This window comes from Sessilibacter sp. MAH1 (genome assembly GCF_054658315.1).
Window position 1 is genome coordinate 1 of sequence record NZ_BAAGIC010000028.1, and the last position, 23,364, is coordinate 23,364.

General features: G+C 40.5%; 17 protein-coding genes. All 17 read left to right on the forward strand.

The window, feature by feature from the left end; all coding sequences use genetic code 11:
• Positions 1-89 precede the first annotated feature (89 nt).
• The 17 genes from ACYQ28_RS18470 (at position 90) to ACYQ28_RS18550 (ending at position 23,292) form a co-directional block, all read left to right on the forward strand.
• Entirely contained in the window at positions 90-638 is a 549-nt protein-coding gene (locus tag ACYQ28_RS18470) for a hypothetical protein (RefSeq protein ID WP_460050704.1), read from the forward strand.
• Positions 639-689: 51 nt separating this feature from the next.
• Positions 690-1,064: a hypothetical protein gene (locus ACYQ28_RS18475; protein WP_460050706.1), complete on the forward strand. Its 375-nt coding sequence runs from the start codon at positions 690-692 to the stop codon at positions 1,062-1,064.
• 3,440 nt (positions 1,065-4,504) lie between these two features.
• Positions 4,505-4,924: a GNAT family N-acetyltransferase gene (locus ACYQ28_RS18480; protein ID WP_460050711.1), complete on the forward strand. Its 420-nt coding sequence runs from the start codon at positions 4,505-4,507 to the stop codon at positions 4,922-4,924.
• Positions 4,925-5,081: 157 nt separating this feature from the next.
• Positions 5,082-5,408 (forward strand): hypothetical protein, encoded by a 327-nt coding sequence (locus ACYQ28_RS18485; protein ID WP_460050713.1) that lies wholly within the window; start codon positions 5,082-5,084, stop codon positions 5,406-5,408.
• Between the two features lie 136 nt (positions 5,409-5,544).
• Positions 5,545-6,000 (forward strand): hypothetical protein, encoded by a 456-nt coding sequence (locus ACYQ28_RS18490; RefSeq protein ID WP_460050714.1) that lies wholly within the window; start codon positions 5,545-5,547, stop codon positions 5,998-6,000.
• A 995-nt stretch (positions 6,001-6,995) separates the two neighbouring features.
• Positions 6,996-7,502 (forward strand): hypothetical protein, encoded by a 507-nt coding sequence (locus ACYQ28_RS18495; protein WP_460050716.1) that lies wholly within the window; start codon positions 6,996-6,998, stop codon positions 7,500-7,502.
• Between the two features lie 254 nt (positions 7,503-7,756).
• A complete protein-coding gene (locus ACYQ28_RS18500; protein ID WP_460050718.1) occupies positions 7,757-8,059 on the forward strand; it encodes a peptidyl-tRNA hydrolase in 303 nt (100 codons plus the stop codon).
• Between the two features lie 3,412 nt (positions 8,060-11,471).
• Entirely contained in the window at positions 11,472-11,768 is a 297-nt protein-coding gene (locus ACYQ28_RS18505) for a hypothetical protein (protein WP_460050720.1), read from the forward strand.
• Between the two features lie 957 nt (positions 11,769-12,725).
• Positions 12,726-13,472, forward strand: coding sequence for a hypothetical protein (locus tag ACYQ28_RS18510; RefSeq protein WP_460050722.1), 747 nt, complete (start codon positions 12,726-12,728; stop codon positions 13,470-13,472).
• A gap of 1,232 nt (positions 13,473-14,704) precedes the next feature.
• Positions 14,705-15,088, forward strand: coding sequence for a hypothetical protein (locus ACYQ28_RS18515; RefSeq protein WP_460050724.1), 384 nt, complete (start codon positions 14,705-14,707; stop codon positions 15,086-15,088).
• Positions 15,089-15,921: 833 nt separating this feature from the next.
• Positions 15,922-16,230, forward strand: coding sequence for a hypothetical protein (locus ACYQ28_RS18520; protein ID WP_460050726.1), 309 nt, complete (start codon positions 15,922-15,924; stop codon positions 16,228-16,230).
• A 2,885-nt stretch (positions 16,231-19,115) separates the two neighbouring features.
• Positions 19,116-19,460, forward strand: coding sequence for a hypothetical protein (locus ACYQ28_RS18525; RefSeq protein WP_460050728.1), 345 nt, complete (start codon positions 19,116-19,118; stop codon positions 19,458-19,460).
• A 94-nt stretch (positions 19,461-19,554) separates the two neighbouring features.
• A complete protein-coding gene (locus ACYQ28_RS18530) occupies positions 19,555-19,863 on the forward strand; it encodes a hypothetical protein (protein ID WP_460050730.1) in 309 nt (102 codons plus the stop codon).
• Between the two features lie 50 nt (positions 19,864-19,913).
• Positions 19,914-20,390, forward strand: coding sequence for an Imm7 family immunity protein (locus ACYQ28_RS18535; RefSeq protein ID WP_460050732.1), 477 nt, complete (start codon positions 19,914-19,916; stop codon positions 20,388-20,390).
• Between the two features lie 581 nt (positions 20,391-20,971).
• Complete coding sequence (locus ACYQ28_RS18540; RefSeq protein WP_460050734.1) at positions 20,972-21,304, forward strand: immunity protein Imm33 domain-containing protein; 333 nt, start codon at positions 20,972-20,974, stop codon at positions 21,302-21,304.
• A 934-nt stretch (positions 21,305-22,238) separates the two neighbouring features.
• A complete protein-coding gene (locus tag ACYQ28_RS18545; protein ID WP_460050736.1) occupies positions 22,239-22,583 on the forward strand; it encodes a carboxypeptidase-like regulatory domain-containing protein in 345 nt (114 codons plus the stop codon).
• Positions 22,584-22,653: 70 nt separating this feature from the next.
• On the forward strand, positions 22,654-23,292 hold the full coding sequence (locus ACYQ28_RS18550) for a hypothetical protein (RefSeq protein ID WP_460050738.1): 639 nt from the start codon (positions 22,654-22,656) through the stop codon (positions 23,290-23,292).
• The last annotated feature ends 72 nt before the right edge of the window (positions 23,293-23,364 follow it).

A 23,364-nucleotide genomic window follows, 5' to 3' on the forward strand; every position in this document is an offset into this window, starting at 1 on the left:
TTGCTCTTATTCGTTCCGGCCACAAAAGGCGTGGCCTTCACCGGACGCGCTAACGCGCGCCGCAAAGCAAAGCGTTATGTGGTAGTTAGATGAAGACGCATTATTTGGAAGCCGACTATAGATCCGAAACATTAGAAGAAATCTTCGTTTCGCTAGATCATGGGTTTGCTAGATACCAGAAAAAGTATGACGAGAATGAATGGTACGATGCGTATTGGGCGCAAGAGCAGACAGAGTCCATTTTTGGCATAGCATACGTGACTGCACAAACATATATTACAGGCGCAATCTCGGATGTTTCGAAAATTTCTGGCTATAACGCTAAGAGTAAAAAAATCGAGTGGCTCTCTACGGCTTGTAAAGAATTACAGAATGGCATTTCTACCATATTGTTTATAAATACGATGGCTAACTACTATAAGCACTATGAAGAATGGGGCCAGTGGAAAGCTACTGGCATCAACAAGAATACTATTGAAACACTACTAGCCTTCGATATAAACGAGGAAACTGACTTTCCTTGCTGGGAGGCTGCTAAAATATTAAGCGGTGAAAAATTTCCATCTAATGTAAGTTTTCTTGGAGAAATACTCATCGATTGGCGAAAAGGTCTGGTTCAGCATGTCAAAATCACATAACAAAAATGTCAAACATCGCTACATGCTTTCGGCATTCCACTGGACTCGCTCTTGCGTCGCTTGCCGCTTACATTAGCGTTATGCGATAAATTAATAGAAATGAATTTTGCATATTTAGACATTGAAAATAGATTTTCTTTAGAGGTTACTGCAAAGAAATTGAGCCAAGCTTTGGCAATAGACTTTGAGCCAGAAACATCAGGAAAATATGAAGAATTCCCTGCTTATATTGCAGTAACAGATGATTATTATTTTGCATTACTCGGATTTCCAGAATCAGAAAATGATCTACGCGATGAAAATGAAATAGATAATACATATTATGATCTTCAAATAAGTCCAAGGAATACACAGCAACCATCATCTACAGAATTTTCATATATTATTAATAAATCAGGTCTATTAACTTGCAAAATAGCAACATGAATAAAGCGCATAACAAGGCAAATCATGTTCAGCACACTGCGTGTGCTTGGACCTTCGCTGCTTCGCAGCTCGGCCCATGTTTGCGGCGTTAGAACCACTCGATGGTTTTATCAGTGGTAAATTTTAGTTGTTACGTAAACTGGAAGTTCTGGTTCTTAGTATTTTTAAGTAAGGTGTAAAAGGTTGACAGCTACAAAATCGTGGTAGCCAATTTGTAGTAAAAGGTAGATTTGCGTTGGGCAGTTTTGCTCTTCTTAGTTTCAATGAGTGAAGTGGTTGCGTGAGGCAGAACAGTTTTGTTCTTTGCGGTTTCAATTAGTAACGTGGCACGTAACGTTTGGTAGTTTCGTTCTTCGTGGTTGAAATTGGCAAACTTAGTCGCAGAAAGTAAGGTAACTTAAATGTTTAGTAGTACACTTTTAGTAATGCAAAATAGTTATTTTTGCAATTGTTCTAACAAGTTGCTCTTATTCGTTCCGGCCACAAAATGTGGCCTTCACCGGACGCGCTATCGCGCGCCGCAAAGCAAAGCGTTAGAACTACTCAGTGGTTTTATCGGTGGTAAATATTAGTTGTTACGTAAACTGAAAGTTTTCGTTCTTGGTGTTTTTAAGTAAAGTGTTAAATTTGAGTAATTACGAAATCGTGGCAGCCAGTTTTTAGTAAAAAGTAGGTTTATGTTGGGCAGTTTTGTTCTTCTTAGTTTCAATGTGTAACGTGGTTGCATAAGGCAGAGCAGTTTCGTTCTTCGCAGCTCAAATTGGCAAACTTGATCGCAGAAAGTAAGGTAATTCAATGTTTAGTTGTGTACTTTTAGCACGGCAAAATAGTTATTTTTGCAATTGTTCTAACAAGTTGCTCTTATTCGTTCCGGCCACAAAAGGCGTGGCCTTCACCGGACGCGCTAACGCGCGCCGCAAAGCAAAGCGTTAGAACTGTTCTGTGGTTTTATCAGTGATAAATTTTAGGTATTAAGTAAGCTGAAATCTTTCGTTCTTGGTGTCTTCAAGTGAAGTGCAAAATATAAACAGATACAAAATCGTGGCAGCCAATTTTTATTAAAAAATAGATTTACATTGGGCAGTTTTGCTCTTCTTAGTTTCAATGAGTAAAGTGGTCGTGTAAGGCTGGTCAGTTTCGTTCTTCGTGGCTAAAATTGGCAAATTGGGTATTGGAAAGTATGTTAACTCAAATGTTTAGTGGAGCACCTTTAGCACTGCAAAATAGCTACTTTTGTAATTGTTCTAACAAGCAGCTCAAACCGACCTCCACTGCGTTACTCGTTTTGTGCTTTTTCGCTACGCTCGCACAAAACAATCAACTTCGTTCCGCGGTTTAGCAGGTCGTTAGAACTACTCAGTGGCTTTATCAGTAGTAAATTTTAGGTGTTACGTAAACTGAAAGTTTTCGTTCTTGGTGCTTTCAAGTACAGTGTAAAATGTTAGCAGCTACAAAATCGTGGTAGCTAATTTTTAGTAAAAAGGTAAATTTTCGTTGGGCAGTTTTGCTCTTCTTAGTTTCAATGAGTGAAGTGGTTGCGTGAGGCAGAACAGTTTTGTTCTTTGCGGTTTCAATTAGTAACGTGGCACGTAACGTTTGGTAGTTTCGTTCTTCGTGGTTGAAATTGGCAAACTTAGTCGCAGAAAGTAAGGTAATTTAAATGTTTAGTAGTACACTTTTAGCAACGCAAAATAGCTATCTTCGCGGTTGTTCTAACAAGTTGCTCTTATTCGTTCCGGCCACAAAATGTGGCCTCCACCGGACGCGCTAAGGCGCGCCGCAAAGCAAAGCGTTAGAACTACTTAGTGGTTTTATCAGCGGTAAATGTTTGGTATTAAGTAATACTGAACGTTTTTGTTCTTAGTGCTTTTAAGTAGAGTGCAAAGTATTAACAGCTACAAAATCGTGGTAGCCAATTTGTAGTAAAAAGTATGTTTATGTTTGGCAGTTTTGCTCTTCTTAGTTTCAATGAGTGAAGTGGTTGCGTCAGGCAGAGCAGTTTTGTTCTTCGTGGTTTCAATTAGTAAGGTGGCACGTAACGTTTGGTAGTTTCGTTCTTCGTGGCTGAAATTGGTAAACTTAGTCGCAGAAAGTAAGGTAACTTAAATGTTTGGTGGTACACCTTTAACACTGCAAAATTGCTATTTTTGTACTTGTTCTAACAAGTTGCTCTTATTCGTTCCGGCCACAAAAGGCGTGGCCTCCACCGGACGCGCTATCGCGCGCCGCAAAGCAAAGCGTTAGAACTACTCAGTGGTTTTATCGGTGGTAAATATTAGTTGTTACGTAAACTGAAAGTTTTCGTTCTTGGTGTTTTTAAGTAAAGTGTTAAATTTGAGTAATTACGAAATCGTGGCAGCCAGTTTTTAGTAAAAAGTAGGTTTATGTTGGGCAGTTTTGTTCTTCTTAGTTTCAATGTGTAACGTGGTTGCATAAGGCAGAGCAGTTTCGTTCTTCGCAGCTCAAATTGGTAAACTTGATCGCAGAAAGTAAGGTAATTCAATGTTTAGTTGTATACTTTTAGCACGGCAAAATAGTTATTTTTGCAATTGTTCTAACAAGTTGCTCTTATTCGTTCCGGCCACAAAAGGCGTGGCCTTCACCGGACGCGCTAACGCGCGCCGCAAAGCAAAGCGTTAGAACTACTCAGTGGTTTTATTAGTGGTAAATTTTAGGTGTTAAGTAAACTGGAAGTTCTGGTTCTTGGTATTTTTAAGTAAGGTTTAAAAGGTTGGTAGCTACAAAATCGTGGCAGCCAATTTATAGTAAAAAGTAGGTTTGTGTTGGGCAGTTTTGCTCTTCTTAGTTCCAATGAGTAATGTGGTTGCGTCAGGTTTGCTAGTTTCGTTTTTCGTGGCTCAAATTGGCAAACTTGGTAGCACAAAGAAAGGTAGCTTAAATGTTTAGTAGTACACTTTTAGTAATGCAAAATAGTTATTTTTGCAATTGTTCTAACAAGTTGCTCTTATTCGTTCCGGCCACAAAAGGCGTGGCCTTCACCGGACGCGCTAACGCGCGCCGCAAAGCAAAGCGTTAGAACTGTTCCGGGGTTTTATAAGTGGTAAATTTTAGGTGTTACGTAAACTGAAAGTTTTCGTTCTTGGTTCTTTCAAGTACAGTGCAAAATGTTAGCAGCTATAAAATCGTGGTAGCTAATTTTTAGTAAAAAGGTAGATGTGAGTTGGGCAGTTTTGCTCTCCGTGGTTTCAATTAACAACGTAGCTGCGTAACGCCTGGTAGTTTCGTTCTTCGTGGCTCAAATTGGTAAATTTGGTAATGGAAAGTAGGGTAGCTCAAATGTTTGGCAGTACACTTCTAGCACTGCAAAATAGCTATTTTTTACTTGTTCTAACAAGTTGCTTTTATTCGTTTCGGTCACAAAATGTGTCCTCCACCGGACGCGCTAACGCGCGCCGCAAAGCAAAGCGTTAGGAATACTAATGGAAATAGATTGCGAAAAAGCTAAATTGAATGTCCTGTTGATACACCAATTTCTATCGGAAGAGTCTCAATGGGCAAAAGGAATTTCTCTATCAACTGTCCAAAAATCTTTGGAAAATTCGCTTTGCTTTGGCGGGTATGTTGGCTCAGAGCAAATAGCTTTTGCACGAGTAATAACGGATTATTCTACTTTTGCTAACCTTGTAGATGTTTTCGTCCTGCCCAATTATCGCGGAAATGGGTTTGGCAAAAAACTTATGGAGGCCGTTATCTCTCACCCAGAACTGCAAGGTCTAAGGCGCTTCACGCTCGCGACGGCTGATGCACATGGTCTGTATAGTCAGTGTGGTTTTGCCTCTTTAGTTAAACCGCAAACTTTTATGGAGCGTTATCAGCCTGATGTATATGTAAGTTCCTAACAAGGCCATCATGCATCGCCAGCAAGCTGGCTGGACAAATTTTCCGTTGCTCGTTTTGTGCTTAATCGCTACGCTAGCACAAAACAATCAAATCCAAATTTGCCGCATATGGTGACGTTAGATTACCAGGCTTTAAATAGAGCGCCTTGGAGAAATTATGGGTGAATATACAGCTAGTGATATCAATGTAATTAATCTTGCCAAGATGAGTGTAACTGAAGTAATAAAGATTCTGGAATCACATACATTGATGTTTTTACCCGAGAAGCATATTGGATATGCTGCAACTTTTATATCTGGCTATTTGTGTGGTAAAGGTAGCGGTGAAGACTATGAGGTAATGAGTGGATTTGATCGTTATATTGAGAGAAAATTTAATATAACCGCAACCCATGGCTGGGCTAGAAATATTTACAATAATAGTACAGACCCACATTCCGCTCTTGAGTACTTCTTTGTGTTGTTTGCAGAGTATCTCCGATGACAAATCTAACAATCCGCTGCACCAGACACATACTGCTACGCTCGTTTTGTGTATACCGCTGCGCGTCATTTATACATAAAATGCTCTCCGCAGTGCGTGCTGGTGAGCGGGGCGTTAGCCAGATGAAGGAGAAACTGTGAGATTAATTGGATTATTGGTGGTTGTGCTGTCTTTATGGATTATAACTCCATTTGCATTAGTACATTTCATGCCTTCCTGGGAATCTAGAGGTCAGTTCGGAGATCTTTTTGGTTCAGTGAATGCATTGTTTAGCGGCTTTGCTTTTGCTGGTCTTCTCTACACGATTTACCTACAAAGAAATGAATTGGCATTGCAGCGTGAAGAACTTCGCTTGCAGCGTGAGGAAATGGCTGCTTCACGAGCAGAGATCGCAGACCAAGGAAAAACTCAATTGCTTCAATATAGGGCATCAATTGTAGAGCTGAAGGTGCAGGCAGCAAACATGGAGGTTGAGGCGCTAAAAATGGAATCCGAGCAGAAAGTACCTTCGGCAAGAAAAGAGTATTACGAAAAAATTAGAGAACAAGCAAACAACGTTCAAGCTCTCGTCAATGAACTAGAAAATGGCTAACAAACCACTCAAATTCGTTCCGGCCACAAAAGGCGTGGCCTCCACCGGACTCGCTAACGCTCGCCGTTTAGCGGGGCGTTAGAACTGTTCTGAGGTTTTGTCAGTGGTAAATTTTAGTTGTTATGTAAACTGAAAGTTTTCGTTCTTAGTACTTTCAAGTAGAGTGCAAAATATTAGCAGCTAAAAAATCGTGGCAGCAAATTTTTAGTAAAAAGTAGATTTGCGTTGGGCAGTTTTGCTCTTCGTAGTTTCAATGAGTAATGTGGTTGCGTAAGATTGAGTAGTTTCTTTCTTCGTGGCTGAAATTGGCAAACTTGGTCGTAGAAAGTAAGGTAACTTAAATGTTTGGTTGTATACTTTTAGTGCTGAAAAATAGCTATTTCCGTGGTTGTTCTAACAAGTTGCTCTTATTCGTTCCGGCCACAAAAAGCGTGGCCTCCACCGGACGCGCTAGCGCGCGCCGCAAAGCAAAGCGTTAGAACTATTCAGTGGCTTTATCAGTAGTAAATTTTGGGTGTTACGTAAACTGAAAGTTTTCGTTCTTGGTGCTTTCAAGTACAGTGCAAAATGTTAGCAGCTACAAAATCGTGGTAGCCAATTTGTGGTAAAAATGCAGATTTGTGTTGGGCAGTTTTGCTCTTCATTGTTTTAATGAGTAATGTGATTACGTAAGGCAAAGTAGCTTCGTTCTTCGTGGCTCAAACTGGTGAATTTGGTCGCAGAAAGGGCGGTTAAATGTTTAGTGGTACACATTTAGCAATGCAAAATAGCTATCTTCACGGTTGTTCTAACAAGTTGCTCTTATTAGTTCTGGCCACAAAAAGCGTGGCCTTCACCGGACGCGCTAACGCGCGCCGCAAAGCAAAGCGTTAAATTTAAGGAGGTGTATCGTAAAACAGTTCCATTTATGGTTGCTTTGTACATTTTCTTTATCTATTGGCTTGTTTGGCATAATTTCTCTTGTAATAGTTGTCGCAATAGAAAATTCGGATTTAATGACAACCCTATCCGCGCTAGGAAGCTTTTTAGGAGGTGCTGCTGGTTTGGTTGCTGCTTTAGCCGCATATAGAGGAATTGATGCATGGAGGTCTCAAATAAAATATGGTAAATACATTTCTGTTATATGGTCGTGCGAGGAGAAGCTTAGAGAGTTTCAGCTGGATTTAATGGATTTTCAGGTTCAGGTTGCTATTCAAAGGTGTAGTTCTAATAAAGATTTAAATGAAGTCAAAAAGCATGCAGAAGAGTTGAATGCAAAGCTTCCTGTCCTTGAAAAGAATTTTTCATACATAGATAGTGTTGTAGAGAAAAATGGGCACCAATGGTCGAATTATATATCGGTTGATGCAAGCTTAAAGTTAAACGAATATATCGCAAAGTGTCTATGTAGAAATAGAGCCCCAGATTTAGAAATTGCAGAATTAGGGGAAGAACTTTCCAATATCCTAGAATGGCTACATCGCTTGTTAGATGGCCTGGAGAAAAAATACACAAAAATTTAACAAGTTGGTCAAGCAGACCCTCAAAGCTCCGCTTTGGGTCTGCTTACCAAGGCGTTATGTGGCCCAGATTTAGAGATCCGGTTTAATTTAGAATGAAAATATTTAATATTACATGCAGTACTCCTACAGCTAGCTTAACGACGATTAGGCTGGGGGAGCTAGTACTTGTGTAATATGAATTGCCCGTTTACGAAGAAGGCCCTCCCAGCAAAAGAACAGAGGGCCTATTACGTAAATTAAAGGAAATTCATATTATGAAAATGTATATATTGGTTAAAGAAGAAGTGCCGCTTGGGTATGCAATGCTAGCGGTGGCACATGCCTCGTTAGGCGCCTACCTCAAATATCGAGATTCGGAAGAGGTAAGCGAGTGGTTATCTGGGCCGTTTTATAAAGTAGTTTGCAAGGTCAACGAAAAAGAATTTGAAAAAGCAAAGTCTTTCCAAGACCATGTGGTAATAACTGAATCGGCCCTAGGAGGCGATGAGGTCGCAATAGCTTTTAAGCCAAGGTCTGAATGGCCAAAACCGTTTAGATTTTACAAACTATACAAGTAAAAATCACATAACAAATTGCTCCTGCGGACATTTTTTCCGTTAAGCGTTTTGTGCTTAATAGCACAAAACGCTTAACGGAAAAAATGCAGCAGAGCAAGGCGTTAGAACTGTTCTAGGGTTTTATCAGTGGTAAATTTAGATGTTACCTAAACTGAAAGTTCTCGTTCTTGGGGCTTTCAAGTAAAGTGCAAAGTATTAATAGCTACAAAATCGTGGTAGCTAATTTTTAGTAAAAGGTAGATTTGCGTTGGGCAGTTTTGCTCTTCGTGGTTTCAATTAGTAAGGTGGCACGTAACGTTTGGTAGTTTCGTTCTTCGTGGCTCAAATTAGCGAAATTGGTAGTGGAAAGTGAGGTGGTTCAAATGTTTAGTAGTACACTTTTAACACCGCAAAATACCCATTTTCGCAATTGTTCTAACAAGTTGCTGTTATTCGTTCCGGCCACAAAATGTGGCCTCCACCGGACGCGCTAACGCGCGCCGCAAAGCAAAGCGTTAGAATCATTTAGTGGTTTTGTAAGTGTTAAATTTTAGGTGTTACGTAAACTGAAAGTTTTCGTTCTTGGTTCTTTCAAGTACAGTGCAAAATGTTAGCAGCTATAAAATCGTGGTAGCTAATTTTTAGTAAAAAGGTAGATGTGAGTTGGGCAGTTTTGCTCTCCGTGGTTTCAATTAACAACGTAGCTGCGTAACGCCTGGTAGTTTCGTTCTTCGTGGCTCTAATTGGCAAACTTGGTCGCAGAAAGTAAGGTAACTTAAATGTTTAGTGGTGCACCTTTAACATTACAAAATCGCTATTTTTGTAATTGTCCTAACAAGTTGCTCTTATTCGTTCCGGCCACAAAAGGCGTGGCCTTCACCGGACGCGCTAACGCGCGCCGCAAAGCAAAGCGTTAGAACTACTCAGTGGCTTTATCAGTAGTAAATTTTAAGTGTTACGTAAGTTGAAAGTTTTCATTCATTGTACCGTCAAGTAATGTACGAAATTAGAATAATTACAAAATCATGGCAGCCAATTTTTAGTAAAAGGTAGGTTTATGTTGGGCAGTTTTGCTCTTCATTGTTTTAATGAGTAATGTGGTTGCGTAAAGCAGTGCAGTTTTGTTCTTCCTGGCTCAAATTGGTAAACGTGGTAGCAGAAAGTAAGGCAACTTAAATGTTTGGTGGTACACCTTTAACACTGCAAAAATCGCTATTTTTGTACTTGTTCTAACAAGTTGCTCTTATTCGTTCCGGCCACAAAAGGCGTGGCCTCCACCGGACGCGCTAAAGCGCGCCACAAAGCAAAGCGTTAGAACCATTCAGTGGTTTTAATCAGTGGTGAATTTTAGATGTTACGTAAACTGAAAGTTTTCGTTCTTGGTGCTTTCAAGTACAGTGCAAAATGTTAGCAGCAGCAAAATCGTGGTAGCTAATTTTTAGTAAAAAGGTAGATGTGAGTTGGGCAGTTTTGCTCTTCTTAGTTTCAATGAGTGAAGTGGTTGAGTTAGGCAGAGCAGTTTTGTTTTTCGTGGTTTTAATTAGTAAGGTGGCACGTAACGTTTGGTAGTTTCGTTCTTCATGGCTGAAATTGGCAAACTTAGTCGCAGAAAGTAAGGTAACTTAAATGTTTAGTAGTACACTTTTAGCAACGCAAAATAGCTATCTTCGGGGTTGTTCTAACAAGGTGCTCTTATTCGTTCCGGCCACAAAAAGCGTGGCCTCCACCGGACGCGCTAACGCGCGCCGCAAAGCAAAGCGTTAGAACTACTCAGTGGTTTTATCGGTGGTAAATTTTAGGTGTTGCGTAAACTGGAAGTTTTCGTTCTTGGGGCTTTAAAATAGAGTGCAAAATATTAGCAACTACAAAATCGTGGTAGCCAATTTTTAGTAAAAGGTACGTTTACGTTGGGCAGTTTTGCTCTTCGTGGTTTCAATTAATAATGTAGCTGCGTAAGGTTTATTGGTTTCGTTCTTTGTGGCTTAACACTGGCAAATGTCGTCACAGAAAGTAAGGTAGCTTAAATGTTTAGTGGTACACGTATAGCAATACAAAATAGCTATTTTTGTACTTGCTCTAACAAGTTGCTCTTATTCGTTTCGGCCACAAAAAGCGTGGCCTCCACCGGACGCGCTAACGCGCGCCGCAAAGCAAAGCGTTAGAACTACTCAGTGGTTTTATCAGTAGTAAATTTAGGTGTTACGTAAACCGGAAGTTCTGTTTCTTGGTGCCGTCAAATAAGGTACAAAATTAGAATAACTACAAAATCGTGGTAGCCAATTTTTAGTAAAAAGGTAGATGTAAGTTGGGCAGTTTTGCTCTTCTTAGTTTCAATGAGTAATGTGGTTACGTCAGGTTTGCTAGTTTTGTTTTTCGTGGCTCAAATTGGTAAATTTGGTAGCAGAAAGGGAGGTGGCTTAAATGTTTAGTGGTACACATTTAGCAATGCGAAATAGCTATTTTTGTACTTATTCTAACAAGTTGCTCTTATTCGTTCCGGCCACAGAATGTGGCCTTCACCGGACGCGCTAACGCGCGCCGCAAAGCAAAGCGTTAGAACTACTCAGTGGTTTTATCAGTAGTAAATTTAGGTGTTACGTAAACTGGAAGTTCTGGTTCTTGGTATTTATAAGTAAGGTGTAAAAGGTTGGCAGCTACAAAATCGTGGTAGCCAATTTTTAGTAAAAGGTAGATGTGAGTTGGGCAGTTTTGCTCTTCTTAGTTTCAATGAGTGAAGTGGTTGCGTGAGGCAGAGCAGTTTTTTTCTTCGCGGTTTCAATTAGTAACGTGGCACGTAACGTTTGGTAGTTTCGTTCTTCGTGGTTGAAATTGGCAAACTTAGTCGCAGAAAGTAAGGTAACTTAAATGTTTAGTAGTACACTTTTAGCAACGCAAAATAGCTATCTTCGCGGTTGTTCTAACAAGTTGCTCTTATTCGTTCTGGCCACAAAAAGCGTGGCCTCCACCGGACGCGCTAACGCGCGCCGCAAAGCAAAGCGTTAGAATCATTCAGTGGTTTTATCAGTAGTAAATTTTAGGTGTTACGTAAGCTGGAAGTTCTGGTTCTTGGTATTTTTAAGTAAAGTGTAAATGGTTGGCAGATACAAAATCGTGGCGCCAATTTTTAGTAAAAAGGTAGATTTGCGTTGGGCAGTTTTGCTCTTCTTAGCTTCAATGAGTAAAGTGGTTGCGTAAGGCGTAGCAGTTTCGTTCTTCGTGGCTCTAATTGGCAAACTTGGTCGCAGAAAGTAAGGTAGCTTAAATGTTTAGTAGTACACTTTTAGTAATGCAAAATAGTTATTTTCGTGGTTGTTCTAACAAGTTGCTCTTATTCGTTTCGGCCACAAAGTGTGGCCTCCACCGGACGCGCTAACGCGCGCCGCAAAGCAAAACGTTATGTGCCCAGGCTAGGCTGGTACCGGAATAAAAATTAATGAATGACTCTGTTGTAAAAGAAGCTTTAATTAACTCTGTCAAAGAGTTGGAAGCATCCGGTGAAATAGTCGTAGTAAACCCTATTGAAAATGCTGTAGCACTTAGGCTATTCGAAAAGGTTCAGCAAGTCTCGCCAAACATGCTTACAGCATCTGAGCTTGGCGGTATTATTAATGCCTTAAATGCGAACAAATTGGGTTTTGGGCTAGACGATGATGATTTCCAAACTATTGTAGGAGTATCCAAAGAACAACTTGCCATAGCGGTAGAAAAACTAAAGGCCATAGAGTGGTAAAATCACATAACAAGGCGCTCAAACATCGTTCCGGCCTGCGGCCTCCACTGGACAGCCAAAGCTGCGCGGCTGTTGTGTATTCGCTGCGCTCATTATTGCACAACAACCACACAACTTTGTCTGCCGTTTAGCGTAGCGTTAGAACTACTCAGTGGTTTTATTAGTAGTAAATTTTAGGTGTTAGGTAAACTGAAAGTTTTTGTTCTTTGTAGCTGAAAATACAGTGCTAAATCCTAGACGTACCAAAATCGTGGCAGCCAATTTTTTAGTAAAAAGGTAGATGTGAGTTGGACAGTTTTGCTCTTCTTAGTTTCAATGAGTAATGTGGTTACGTCAGGTTTGCTAGTTTCGTTTTTCGTAGCTCAAATTAGTAAATTTGGTAGCAGAAAGGGAGGTGGCTTAAATGTTTAGTTATACACATTTAGCAATGCGAAATAGCTATTTTTGTACTTGTTCTAACAAGTTGCTCTTATTCGTTCCGGCCACAAAAGGCGTGGCCTTCACCGGACGCGCTAACGCGCGCCGCAAAGCAAAGCGTTAGAACTTTTCCGGGGTTTTATCAGTAGTAAATATTAGGTGCTAGCTAAGCTGAAAGTTCTCGTTCTTGGTAGCTGAAAATACGTTGCTAAATGTTAGTAGCCAAAAATCGTGGCAGCCAACTTTTAGTAAAAAGGTAGGTTTATGTTGGGCAGTTTTGCTCTTCATTGTTTCAGTTAATTGTGTCCACGCATAGGGTTTATTAGTTTCGTTCTTCGTGGCTCAACTTGGTTAACTTGGTCGCGGGAAGTAGGGTAACCTAAATGTTTAGTAGTACACTTTTAGCACTGCAAAATAGCTATTTTCGTGGTTGTTCTAACAAGTTGCTCTTATTCGTTCCTGCCACAAAAAGCTGTGGCCTCCACCGGACGCGCTAACGCGCGCCGCAAAGCAAAGCGTTAACTGTGCGAGGTGATCGACATGGGAAGTCTTGATTCTTGGTCTATTAAGTTCGAAAAAATAGGATGGTTTATTCCCCCTTATGTAACCATGGGGCAAATGGATGAAATTCTAAAAAGAAATTTTCAAAATCAGAATGGCCTAACTCAAGCAGAGCTAGAAGTGATATTGGCTGAGATATATTCCCCTTTGAATATGGCGAATCTATACATAGAGAAATACTCCGTCACGCCTTTTATAAAAGATTATATGAAGATCTTAGGTGATGGGCTGGAAGCCCATTTTCTTGGCTTGCATTATGCGGCAGTTGCAACGTTGATTCCGGTTATAGAAGGTGTTTCTAGACGGCTTGCTGAGAAGAGGAATGTAGGCCATAAGTATATAAAGCAGACAATAAAAAACTTATGTGAAAGCTGCAAAGCAGAAGTTACTAGCCGAAAATTGGGAGCATATGAGGAAGTGGAGTCGATGATTGACTCGTTCGAGCAGTTCGCAACCAAAAAATTGTATGCCGACTCTACCCAATATCCACATGATGACAATACTAATAGGCACGGTATCACACATGCTGCGTATGCCGATTCAGACTACGGCAAGCCAATTAACTTCTATAAAACAGTTGCAGCAATTAATTCGCTTTGCTTTTTGTCCGCTATTGATTCAGAGGGATCGTGGTTTCCGCCGAAGGGAAGTGAGTCTGGTATGAAAAAATCTTTGTATTATTCTATGTGTCAAAAGCTAGCAACTAATAGAGAGCAAAACAGTTAACAAACGCAGGCACGGCGACGGCTTTTTCGTTGCGGCTTTGCTTTCACTACAAAACCGCGCGTGCTGCGGGCGTTATACGTGTTCTTTGTATTATTCTTAGCGAATTTAATCGTTGCGTTACTATTGAAATTCATCATTCTTGGTCGCTGAAACCTTGGTAAACTAAAGTGTTAAATAGCTAACGTGGTAACCAATATTTTGCATCTTTCGGTCTGAAGATTAATCTCGTTCGTTCTTCATAGTCCGCGTCAAACTGTGGTAAATTTTCAGTTTATTGGTCCGCATTTTAAAGCGGTAAATTCAACAATAGTGGTGAAGGTTGTTTATGTTAAAAACGTATAACAAACCGCTCAAACATCAGGCAAAAACAGTGTTTTTGCCTTGGACTCGCCACTGCGTGGCTCGCTGTTTAGCGGGGCGTTAGAACTATTTTGCGGTTTTATCAGTAGTAAATTTTAGGTGTTACGTAAACGGAAAGTTTTCGTTCTTGGTGCTTTCAGGTGCAGTGCAAAATGTTAGCAGCTACAAAATCGTGGTAGCTAATTTTTAATAAAAAGGTAGATGTGAGTTGGGCAGTTTTGCTCTTCTTAGTTTCAACGAGTGAAGTGGTTGCGTGAGGCAGAGCAGTTTCGTTTTTCGCGGCTCAAATTGGTAAATTTAGTTGCAGAAAGGGAGGTGGCTTAAATGTTTAGTGGTACACATTTAGCAATGCGAAATAGCTATTTTTGTACTTGTTCTAACAAGTTGCTCTTATTCGTTCCGGCCACAAAAAAACGTGGCCTCCACCGGACGCGCTAACGCGCGCCGCAAAGCAAAACGTTAGAACTACTCAGTGGTTTTATCAGTAGTAAATTTTAGGTGTCACGTAAACTGAAAGTTTTTGTTCTTGGTGCCTTTAAATAAAGTGTTAAATTTGAATAATTACGAAATCGTGGCAGCCAAATTTTAGTAAAAAAGTGGATTTGCGTTGGGCAGTTTTGCTCTTCTTAGTTTCAATTAATAACGTAGCTGCGTAACGCCTGGTAGTTTCGTTCTTCGTGGCTCAAGTTGGTAAATTTGGTCGCAGAAAGTAAGGTAGCTTAAATGTTTGATAGTACACTTTTAGCATTGCAAAATAGCTACTTTCGCAATTGTTCTAACAAGTTGCTCTTATTTGTTCCGGCCACAAAAGGCGTGACCTCCACCGGACGCGCTAACGCGCGCCGCAAAGCAAAGCGTTATAAGGCTTGAGTATGTGGAAGCACGTAATTGCATCTAGCATCCAATCAGCTTTCCTAGGGGCTTTGCTTCTAATAATCGTTAGCTTGCCTTCATATGGCGGGGCAGCAACTATTTTTGGTCTCATTGCTTTCCCCGTAGCTCTTGTTATTTGTCTATTGCTGGCGTATCCATTAATTCGCTTGTGGCAATTTTACTCTTGGTCAAACTGGGTAAGCATCGTCGTTTATACCCTTTCAGGCTTTGTTTTGGGCTTTTTTACTCCGGTAGTTATGTTTGGTGTTTCGGGCACAGAGTTTAGTTTTCAGTCTATTACCTTTCTTAGTGTTTATGGCGGGCTAGGTCTTGTTTGTTCCCTTTCAGCATGGAGCTACGTGCGTAAAAATGTCGCCTTATAACAAGCCGCTCAAATTCGTTCCGGCCGCAAAAGGCGCGGCCTCCACCGGACTCGCTAACGCTCGCCGTTTATCGGGGCGTTATACGTATTCTTTGTATTATTCTTGGTGAATTTAAGAACTGTTTTGTCGCTGAAGTTTGTCATTCTTGGTAGCTGAAGCTTCAGTAAACTAAAGTGTTAAATGGCTAAAGTGGTAACCAATATTTTGCATCTTTTAGTCTGAAAATTAATCTCGTTCGTTCTTCATAGTCCGCGTTAAACTGTGGTAAGTTTTCAGTTTATTGGTCCGCATTTTAAAGCGGTAAATTCAACAATAGTGGTGAAGGTTGGTTATGTTAAAAACGTATAACAAACCGCTTAAACATCAGGCAAAAACAGGTTTTTGCCTTGGACTCGCCACTGCGTGGCTCGCTGTTTAGCGGGGCGTTAGAACCACTCGATGGTTTTATCAGTGGTAAATTTTAGTTGTTACGTAAACTGGAAGTTCTGGTTCTTAGTATTTTTAAGTAAGGTGTAAAAGGTTGACAGCTACAAAATCGTGGTAGCCAATTTGTAGTAAAAGGTAGATTTGCGTTGGGCAGTTTTGCTCTTCTTAGTTTCAATGAGTAATGTGGTGCGTAAGGCGTAGCAGTTTCGTTCTTCGTGGCTCTAATTGGCAAACTTGGTCGTAGAAAGTAAGGTAACTTAAATGTTTGGTGGTACACCTTTAACACTGCAAAATCGCTATTTTTGTACTTGTTCTAACAAGTTGCTCTTATTCGTTCCGGCCACAAAAGGCGTGGCCTTCACCGGACGCGCTAAGGCGCGCCGCAAAGCAAAGCGTTATGAGTTTCCATGGTTGAAATAGAAGAGTGTAAGAAGCTTGTATTAGAAGTAGTTAAAGATCGTTTCGAACTAGGAGAGATCAAAGCTACCAGTTGGGGTTACATCGTTGGTTGGAGCGAGAGCATTCTGGGTAGCGGTCCAGCTTTAGTGGATGGCGAAACCGGATATATCTTCATCACCAGTTCTAAACTAAAGAAACAGGATGAAATTAGAGAGTTTGGTATCGTAATGGAAACGTTAAAAGGCAAATCTATACAAGAAAAAAAGGACGCTTGGGTAGAGCATTATAAAACATTTGAAATTATCCCTTTTTTCTAGCCAAACTCATAACAAGCGCAACCACGCGGAACAATTTTCCGCTGCGCTTCAAATTGTCCGGTGTTACGGGCGTTAGAACCTCTCTGGGGTTTTATAAGTGGTAAATTTTAGGTGCTACGTAAGCTGAAAGTTTTCATTCATTGTGCCGTCAGGTAATGTACGAAATTAGAATAATTACAAAATCGTGGCAGCCAATTTTTAGTAAAAAGTAGGTTTATGTTGGGCAGTTTTTCTCTTCATTGTTTTAATGAGTACTGTGGTTGCGTAAGGCAAAGTAGCTTCGTTCTTCGTAGCTTAAATTGGTAAACTAGGTCGTAGAAAGTAAGGTAGCTTAAATGTTTAGTAGTACACTTTTAGCAATGCAAAATAGCTATCTTCGCGGTTGTTCTAACAAGTTGCTCTTATTCGTTCCGGCCACAAAAGGTGTGGCCTTCACCGGACGCGCTAACGCGCGCCGCAAAGCAAAGCGTTGTACGTCTTTCGTGGTATTTTCTTAGTTTTAATTTGGCTGTATTTTGTCGTCTAAAATCGCAATTCTTGGTTTCTTAAACTCCGGTAAACTAAAGTGTTAACTATTAATTGTGGTTACCAATTTTAAAATTTTCCAGTTTTTACTGCTTTTCCCGTTTGTTTTTCTCTGGTCACGTCAAATTGCAGTAAATGTCTAGTATGTAAGTCCGTTCATTCGTTGTCCGCGTTAGTTTGCAGTAAGCTTCAGGTCTCAGGCACGTTGATTTCATGGTAAATTGAGGCTTGGTGAAGTAATTGTTATTACTTCAAGACGTACAACAAGTGGGTCAAATTGAAAGCCGCTGCGCGTCTTCAATTTACCCAAGCGTTAGAACCTATCTGGGGTTTTATAAGTGGTAAATTTTAGGTGTTACGTAAGCTGGAAGTTCTGGTTCTTGGTATTTTTAAGTAAGGTGTAAAAGGTTGGTAGCTACAAAATCGTGGCAGCCAATTTTTAGTAAAAAGGTAGATGTGAGTTGGGCAGTTTTGCTCTTCGTGGTTTCAATTAGTAATGTAGCTGCGTAGGGATAGGTAGTTTCGTTCTTCGTGGCTTAACATTGGCAAATGTCGTCACAGAAACTAAGGTAGCTTAAATGTTTAGTGGTACACTTTTAGCGATGCGAAATAGCTATCTTCGCGGTTGTTCTAACAAGTTGCTCTTATTCGTTCCGGCCACAAAATGTGGCCTCCACCGGACGCGCTAGCGCGCGCCGCAAAGCAAAGCGTTAGAACTGTTCCGGGGTTTTATCAGCAGTAAATGTTAGGTATTAAGTAAACTGAACGTTTTTATTCTTAGTGCTTTTAAGTAGAGAGCAAAATGTTAGCAGCTACAAAATCGTGGTAGCTAATTTGTAGTAAAAAAGTAGGTTTACGTTGGGCAGTTTTGCTCTTCTTAGTTTCAATGAGTAATGTGGTTGCGTAAGGCATAGCAGTTTCGTTCTTCGTGACTCAAATTGGCAAACTTGGTCGCAGATAGTAAGGTGGCTCAAATGTTTAGTGGTATGCCTTTAGAACTGCAAAATAGCTATTTTTGTACTTGTTCTAACAAGTTGCTCTTATTCGCTCCGGCCACAAAAGGCGTGGCCTTCACCGGACGCGCTAACGCGCGCCGCAAAGCAAGGCGTTAGAACTACTCAGTGGTTTTATCAGAAGTAAATTTTGGGTGTTACGTAAACTGGAAGTTCTGGTTCTTGGTATTTATAAGTAAGGTGTAAAAGGTTGGCAGCTACAAAATCGTGGCAACCAGTTTTTAGTTAAAACTAGGTTTATTTTCGGCAGTTTTGCTCTTCGTGGTTTCAATTAGTAATGTAGCTGCGTAGGGCTAGGTAGTTTCGTTCTTCGTGGTGTAAATTGGCAAATGTCGTCACAGAAAGTAAGGTAGCTTAAATGTTTAGTGGTACACGTATAGCAATACAAAATAGCTATATTTGTACTTGTTCTAACAAGTTGCTCTTATTCGTTCCGGCCACAAAATGTGGCCTCCACCGGACGCGCTAACGCGCGCCGCAAAGCAAAGCGTTAGAACTACTCAGTGGTTTTATCGGTGGTAAATTTTAGGTGTTACGTAAACTGGAAATTCTGGTTCTTAGTATTTTTAAGTAAAGTGCAAAATATTGGCAGCTACAAAATCGTGGCAGCCAATGTTTAGTAAAAGGTAGGTTTGCGTTGGGCAGTTTTGCTCTTCGTGGTTTCAATTAATAATATAGCTGCGTAAGGTTTATTGGTTTTGTTCTTCGTGGCTTAACATTGGCAAATGTCGTCACAGAAATTAAGGTAGTTTAACTGTTTAGTAGTACACTTTTAGCAACACAAAATAGCTATCTTCGTGGTTGTTCTAACAAGTTGCTCTTATTCGTTCCGGCCACAAAAGGCGTGGCCTTCACCGGACGCGCTAACGCGCGCCGCAAAGCAAAACGTTAGAACTACTCAGTGGCTTTATCAGTGGTAAATTTTAGGTGTTACTTAAACTGAAAGTTTTCGTTCTTGGTGCTTTCAAGTACAGTGCAAAATGTTAGCAGCTACAAAATCGTGGTAGCTAATTTTTAGTAAAAAGGTAAATTTTCGTTGGGCAGTTTAGCTCTTCTTAGTTTCAATGAGTGAAGTGGTTGCGTGAGGCAGAGCATTTTTGTTCTTCGCGGTTTCAATTAGTGACGTGGCACGTAACGTTTGGTAGTTTCGTTCTTCGTGGTTGAAATTGGCAAACTTGGTCGCAGAAAGTAAGGTAACTTAAATGTTTGGTGGTACACCTTTAACACTGCAAAATCGCTATTTTTGTACTTGTTCTAACAAGTTGCTCTTATTCGTTCCGGCCACAGAATGTGGCCTTCACCGGACGCGCTAACGCGCGCCGCAAAGCAAAGCGTTAAGTGTACAAGATGATATCGAAACTATTCCCAATAAAACCGAAAAAATACTCGGCCGAGATAAAAGCTGAGTTTATCGAAACCTGGTATTTCGGTGGATATACTCGAACAGCAGATAAAATCTTTACCGATGAAGCAACACCTTTACCTCCACTTGTATTTCATGTGTTCAATTATGAATTCGAAGGGGTAAGGTATGAATTTAAGATGAGAGACTACAAAGAGAAAAACAGCTTTTCATCTGGGTTGTCCTATCAGGTGTTTGTAAACCCATCAGAGCCACTGACATGCTGGTTTCATAAGCAGGAATTTAAAGGGTACATATGGGAGCCAGATGAGGAAGATGATGAGTATTGAAAATATACACTTAACAAGTCAATTAACTTCGCGCCTTCGGCGCCGGACGCAGCAAAGCTGAGCCGGTTATTGAGACGTTAGGCATTCAAACGACATGAGTGATGAATTGTATTTTATTACTGGGGCTTTTTCGGTTGGTTCAATGCGCTCGAGAGAGCTTCACGAGACATTTCGAGTAATGGATATCGAATCTAAATTCGACGAATCATCAGTGACGTTGTTCCAAAATGTAGAAATAAGCATGGATAAAGGATTGTGTAGTTTTTCTTCAGAATCAGCTGATATGGAATTTCTAAGACTTATATCATCTGCTATATCTGAAGCGCTAAAAAATGGCGCTATACATCATCAAATAGAAGTAACAGACGGCGAATGGAATACAATTCATGTTTATAAGCTTTAATAAAAGGCAACGTAAGCCTAACAATTTGCACCAGTCGGAAAATTTGTTCCGTGGCTTTTTTGTGTTTCCGCTACGCTATAACACAAAACGCCACTCCACAAATTTCCGCTGTGCAAGGCGTTAGCACTCAGGAAGATCACACCATGTTCGAATACCATGCCTGGATAACAATTTGGGAAGCCTCGAACGAGGAAGAAGATGATTCTGCCCTTTTAAAGAAAAACATTGCAGACATAAATCTCACTATTAAGGAATGCGGAGAATTGGGTCGTATTGAATTATTTCAAGAAAACGGATCTGCGTACGTGAGAATGGATGGTGACCATAATCATTATCATCCGTACGTTTTAAATTTATTTACTAAAATCGGAGAAATAGCAAAGGGTTCGTATGGTTTGCTATATATCAGAGACGATGAAAACGCTGAGTTTAATAACGAGTTTCAGGTATGGAAAATGGCAAAAGGTGTTGTAACAAAAATGAAAGACCAATTTCTTTCACCTTGCAATCCAACTTTGGAAACCTAAAGTGCTAACAAACGGCTCCACGCAGACGTCCAAACCTACGTGGTTTTTGTGGTTTCGCTGCGCTACACTTTAACACAAAAACCACTCCGGTTTGGCCGCTGGTGAGCCGGGCGTTAGAACTATTCAGTGGTTTTATCAGTAGTAAATTTAGGTGTTACGTAAACTGAAAGTTTTCGTTCTTGGTGCTTTCAAGTACAGTGCAAAATGTTAGCAGCTACAAAATCGTGGTAGCTAATTTTTAGTAAAAAGGTAAATTTTCGTTGGGCAGTTTTGCTCTTCTCAGTTTCAATGAGTGAAGTGGTTGCGTGAGGCAGAGCAGTTTTGTTCTTCGCGGTTTCAATTAGTAACGTGGCACGTAACGTTTGGTAGTTTCGGTCTTCGTGGTTGAAATTGGCAAACTTAGTCGCAGAAAGTAAGGTAACTTAAATGTTTAGTAGTACACTTTTAGCAACGCAAAATAGCTATCTTCGCGGTTGTTCTAACAAGTTGCTCTTATTCGTTCCGGCCACAAAAAGCGTGGCCTCCACCGGACGCGCTAACGCGCGCCGCAAAGCAAAGCGTTACATGTCTTAGGGAATATCGTGGTTACTCAAAAGGAAGTATGCGAAAAATTTAAGGCCGACTTTATACCTTGCTCTGAAGCAGAGAAGCTTGGTCTTGCTTTAGAGACGCTAGGTAAACTTCCAATAAACGGTTTGCGTCATAAAGCAGAAAATGGAACATGTGGCTGGTATATTTGGTGCGGTGAAGAAATGAGCCAAGAAAATGATTTTTTTAAACCGCTACACGTGAGTCATGTAAAAGAATACTTACCTGAAATAGAGCAGTATTTAGCATTGCCCCCAGGGTATAGATTTTTAATCGCTGATGATTATGAGGATGTATGGCATGACGCATCGCTCACCAACATGTAACAAGTGCATGTTGCATCAGCCACTGCGTGGCTTGGACGGTTTTTCCGCTCGTGCCTCGCTACAAAACCGCCGCAAATGCAGGCGTTAGAACTACTCAGTGGTTTTATCGGTGGTAAATATTAGTTGTTACGTAAACTGAAAGTTTTCGTTGTTGGTGTTTTTAAGTAAGGTACGAAAGTAGAACAATTACAAAATCGTGGCAGCCAATTTGTAGTAAAAAAGTAGATTTACGTTGCGCAGTTTTGCTCTTCTTAGTTTCAATGAGTGAAGTGGTTGCGTGAAGCAGAGCAGTTTTGTTCTTCGCGGTTTCAATTAGTAACGTGGCACGTAACGTTTGGTAGTTTCGTTCTTCGTGGCTGAAATTGGCAAACTTAGTCGCAGAAAGTAAGGTAGCTTAAATGTTTGGTGGTACACCTTTAACACTGCAAAATCGCTATTTTTGTACTTGTTCTAACAAGTTGCCCTTATTCGTTCCGGCCACAAAATGTGTCCTCCACCGGACGCGCTAACGCGCGCCGCAAAGCAAAACGTTAGAACTACTCAGTGGTTTTATCGGTGGTAAATTTTAGGTGTTACGTAAGCTGAAAGTTTTCTCTTTTGGTGCTTTTAAATAAAGTACAACATATAAACAATTACAAAATCGTGGAAGCCAATTTTTAGTAAAAAGTAGTTTTACATTGGACAGTTTTGCTCTTCTTAGTTTCAATGAGTAATGTGGTTGCGTAAGGTTGATTGGTGTCGTTCTTCGTTGCTTAAATTAGCAAATTTGGATCGGAAAATAAGGTAACTTAAATGTTTAGTAGTACACTTTTAGTAATGCAAAATAGTTATTGTTGCAATTGTTCTAACAAGTTGCTGTTATTCGTTTCGGCCACAAAAGGCGTGGCCTTCACCGGACGCGCTAACGCGCGCCGCAAAGCAAAGCGTTAAGCATATGAAAGCACTGATACTTACAATTGCATTATTCTTCCTTCAGGGGTGCGTAAATATAGCAGTAAGTCCTGCCGTCAAAGGGAGGGTTACTGATGAGAATGGTTTGCCTGTTGAGGCAACGGTACTGATTCGACACAATCAATTGGAAAAGAAATCAGAAAGCACTACCACAAACAAAGATGGGTATTACTCATTACGTAAACTTCGCACTTGGACACCAGTGCCTTTTTCAGCTATCCGGCTATCTAGCACGGTTTCTATATCAGCTCCTGGGTATAAATCTGTAACCTTTGAGGCTGACAGCTACGAAACGGTAATAAGAAATATTCAATTGGAGGCCGAGTAAATGCTTAACAAGCACATCAAAAATCGCTCCACTTCGTTGCGCTGGACGTCGCTGACGCTCCACCTTTTATGTGGGCGTTATATTTCGAGAGTGCCATGAAACAGTTTTCAAAAATATTCAAATCAGGTCCTTTGAAATTCCTAAGGTCAGCGAAGAACACCCTTTATATGGGCGGTTGCTAGCTAGAGAAATTAGTAAGCTAACATCATTACCAGATTTTTCTGAAGATAAAGGGGTATTTATACTTTCAGATTTTGGAGGTGAGCATAAAGGAGCGAACTTCTCTACATATTCATTTTTGATCTGCTCAGCTGATAAGCGTGCAGTATTTGAGAACGAAGTTATAAAAATTAGGAAGAAGTACAAGCTGAATGACCCATGGAAAGAGTTAGGTTATAAAGATCTTCGCTATGGTCCAATCAAAAGGGCATTAGATGAAATTCTTGATGCGGCAGACAGGCTAACTCATGGATTACTATTGACAGTATCAATAGATAAGAACATCGAAAGTTTATTCGGCCTCAATAAAAAGGAAGCACATTCAGAGATTGTTTCCTTGTTCGAACAAAATGGCCTTGGGCAATGGAAAGGAAATGAGGCCGAAAAACTACTAAGAGTATGCCATCCAATTGCACTATTTCTTTCTATCCTTGGTGAAAATGGTCATAAACTTCTTTGGATTTGTGATCATGACTCAATAAATGTGTAGTGGTCAATTATTTTCATACCACCCTGTAGGAGGTTTTTATCATTTAAATGCTTTCTCAACTTCAGCTGGTGT

Bases quoted from the DNA above. Each gene is read 5' to 3' on its own strand.
- ACYQ28_RS18470 (WP_460050704.1), top strand. From the start codon at position 90: ATGAAGACGCATTATTTGGAAGCCGACTATAGATCCGAAACATTAGAA.
- ACYQ28_RS18480 (WP_460050711.1), top strand. From the start codon at position 4,505: ATGGAAATAGATTGCGAAAAAGCTAAATTGAATGTCCTGTTGATACAC.
- ACYQ28_RS18485 (WP_460050713.1), top strand. From the start codon at position 5,082: ATGGGTGAATATACAGCTAGTGATATCAATGTAATTAATCTTGCCAAG.
- ACYQ28_RS18495 (WP_460050716.1), top strand. From the start codon at position 6,996: ATGACAACCCTATCCGCGCTAGGAAGCTTTTTAGGAGGTGCTGCTGGT.
- ACYQ28_RS18500 (WP_460050718.1), top strand. From the start codon at position 7,757: ATGAAAATGTATATATTGGTTAAAGAAGAAGTGCCGCTTGGGTATGCA.
- ACYQ28_RS18505 (WP_460050720.1), top strand. From the start codon at position 11,472: ATGAATGACTCTGTTGTAAAAGAAGCTTTAATTAACTCTGTCAAAGAG.
- ACYQ28_RS18510 (WP_460050722.1), top strand. From the start codon at position 12,726: ATGGGAAGTCTTGATTCTTGGTCTATTAAGTTCGAAAAAATAGGATGG.
- ACYQ28_RS18515 (WP_460050724.1), top strand. From the start codon at position 14,705: ATGTGGAAGCACGTAATTGCATCTAGCATCCAATCAGCTTTCCTAGGG.
- ACYQ28_RS18520 (WP_460050726.1), top strand. From the start codon at position 15,922: ATGGTTGAAATAGAAGAGTGTAAGAAGCTTGTATTAGAAGTAGTTAAA.
- ACYQ28_RS18525 (WP_460050728.1), top strand. From the start codon at position 19,116: ATGATATCGAAACTATTCCCAATAAAACCGAAAAAATACTCGGCCGAG.
- ACYQ28_RS18530 (WP_460050730.1), top strand. From the start codon at position 19,555: ATGAGTGATGAATTGTATTTTATTACTGGGGCTTTTTCGGTTGGTTCA.
- ACYQ28_RS18545 (WP_460050736.1), top strand. From the start codon at position 22,239: ATGAAAGCACTGATACTTACAATTGCATTATTCTTCCTTCAGGGGTGC.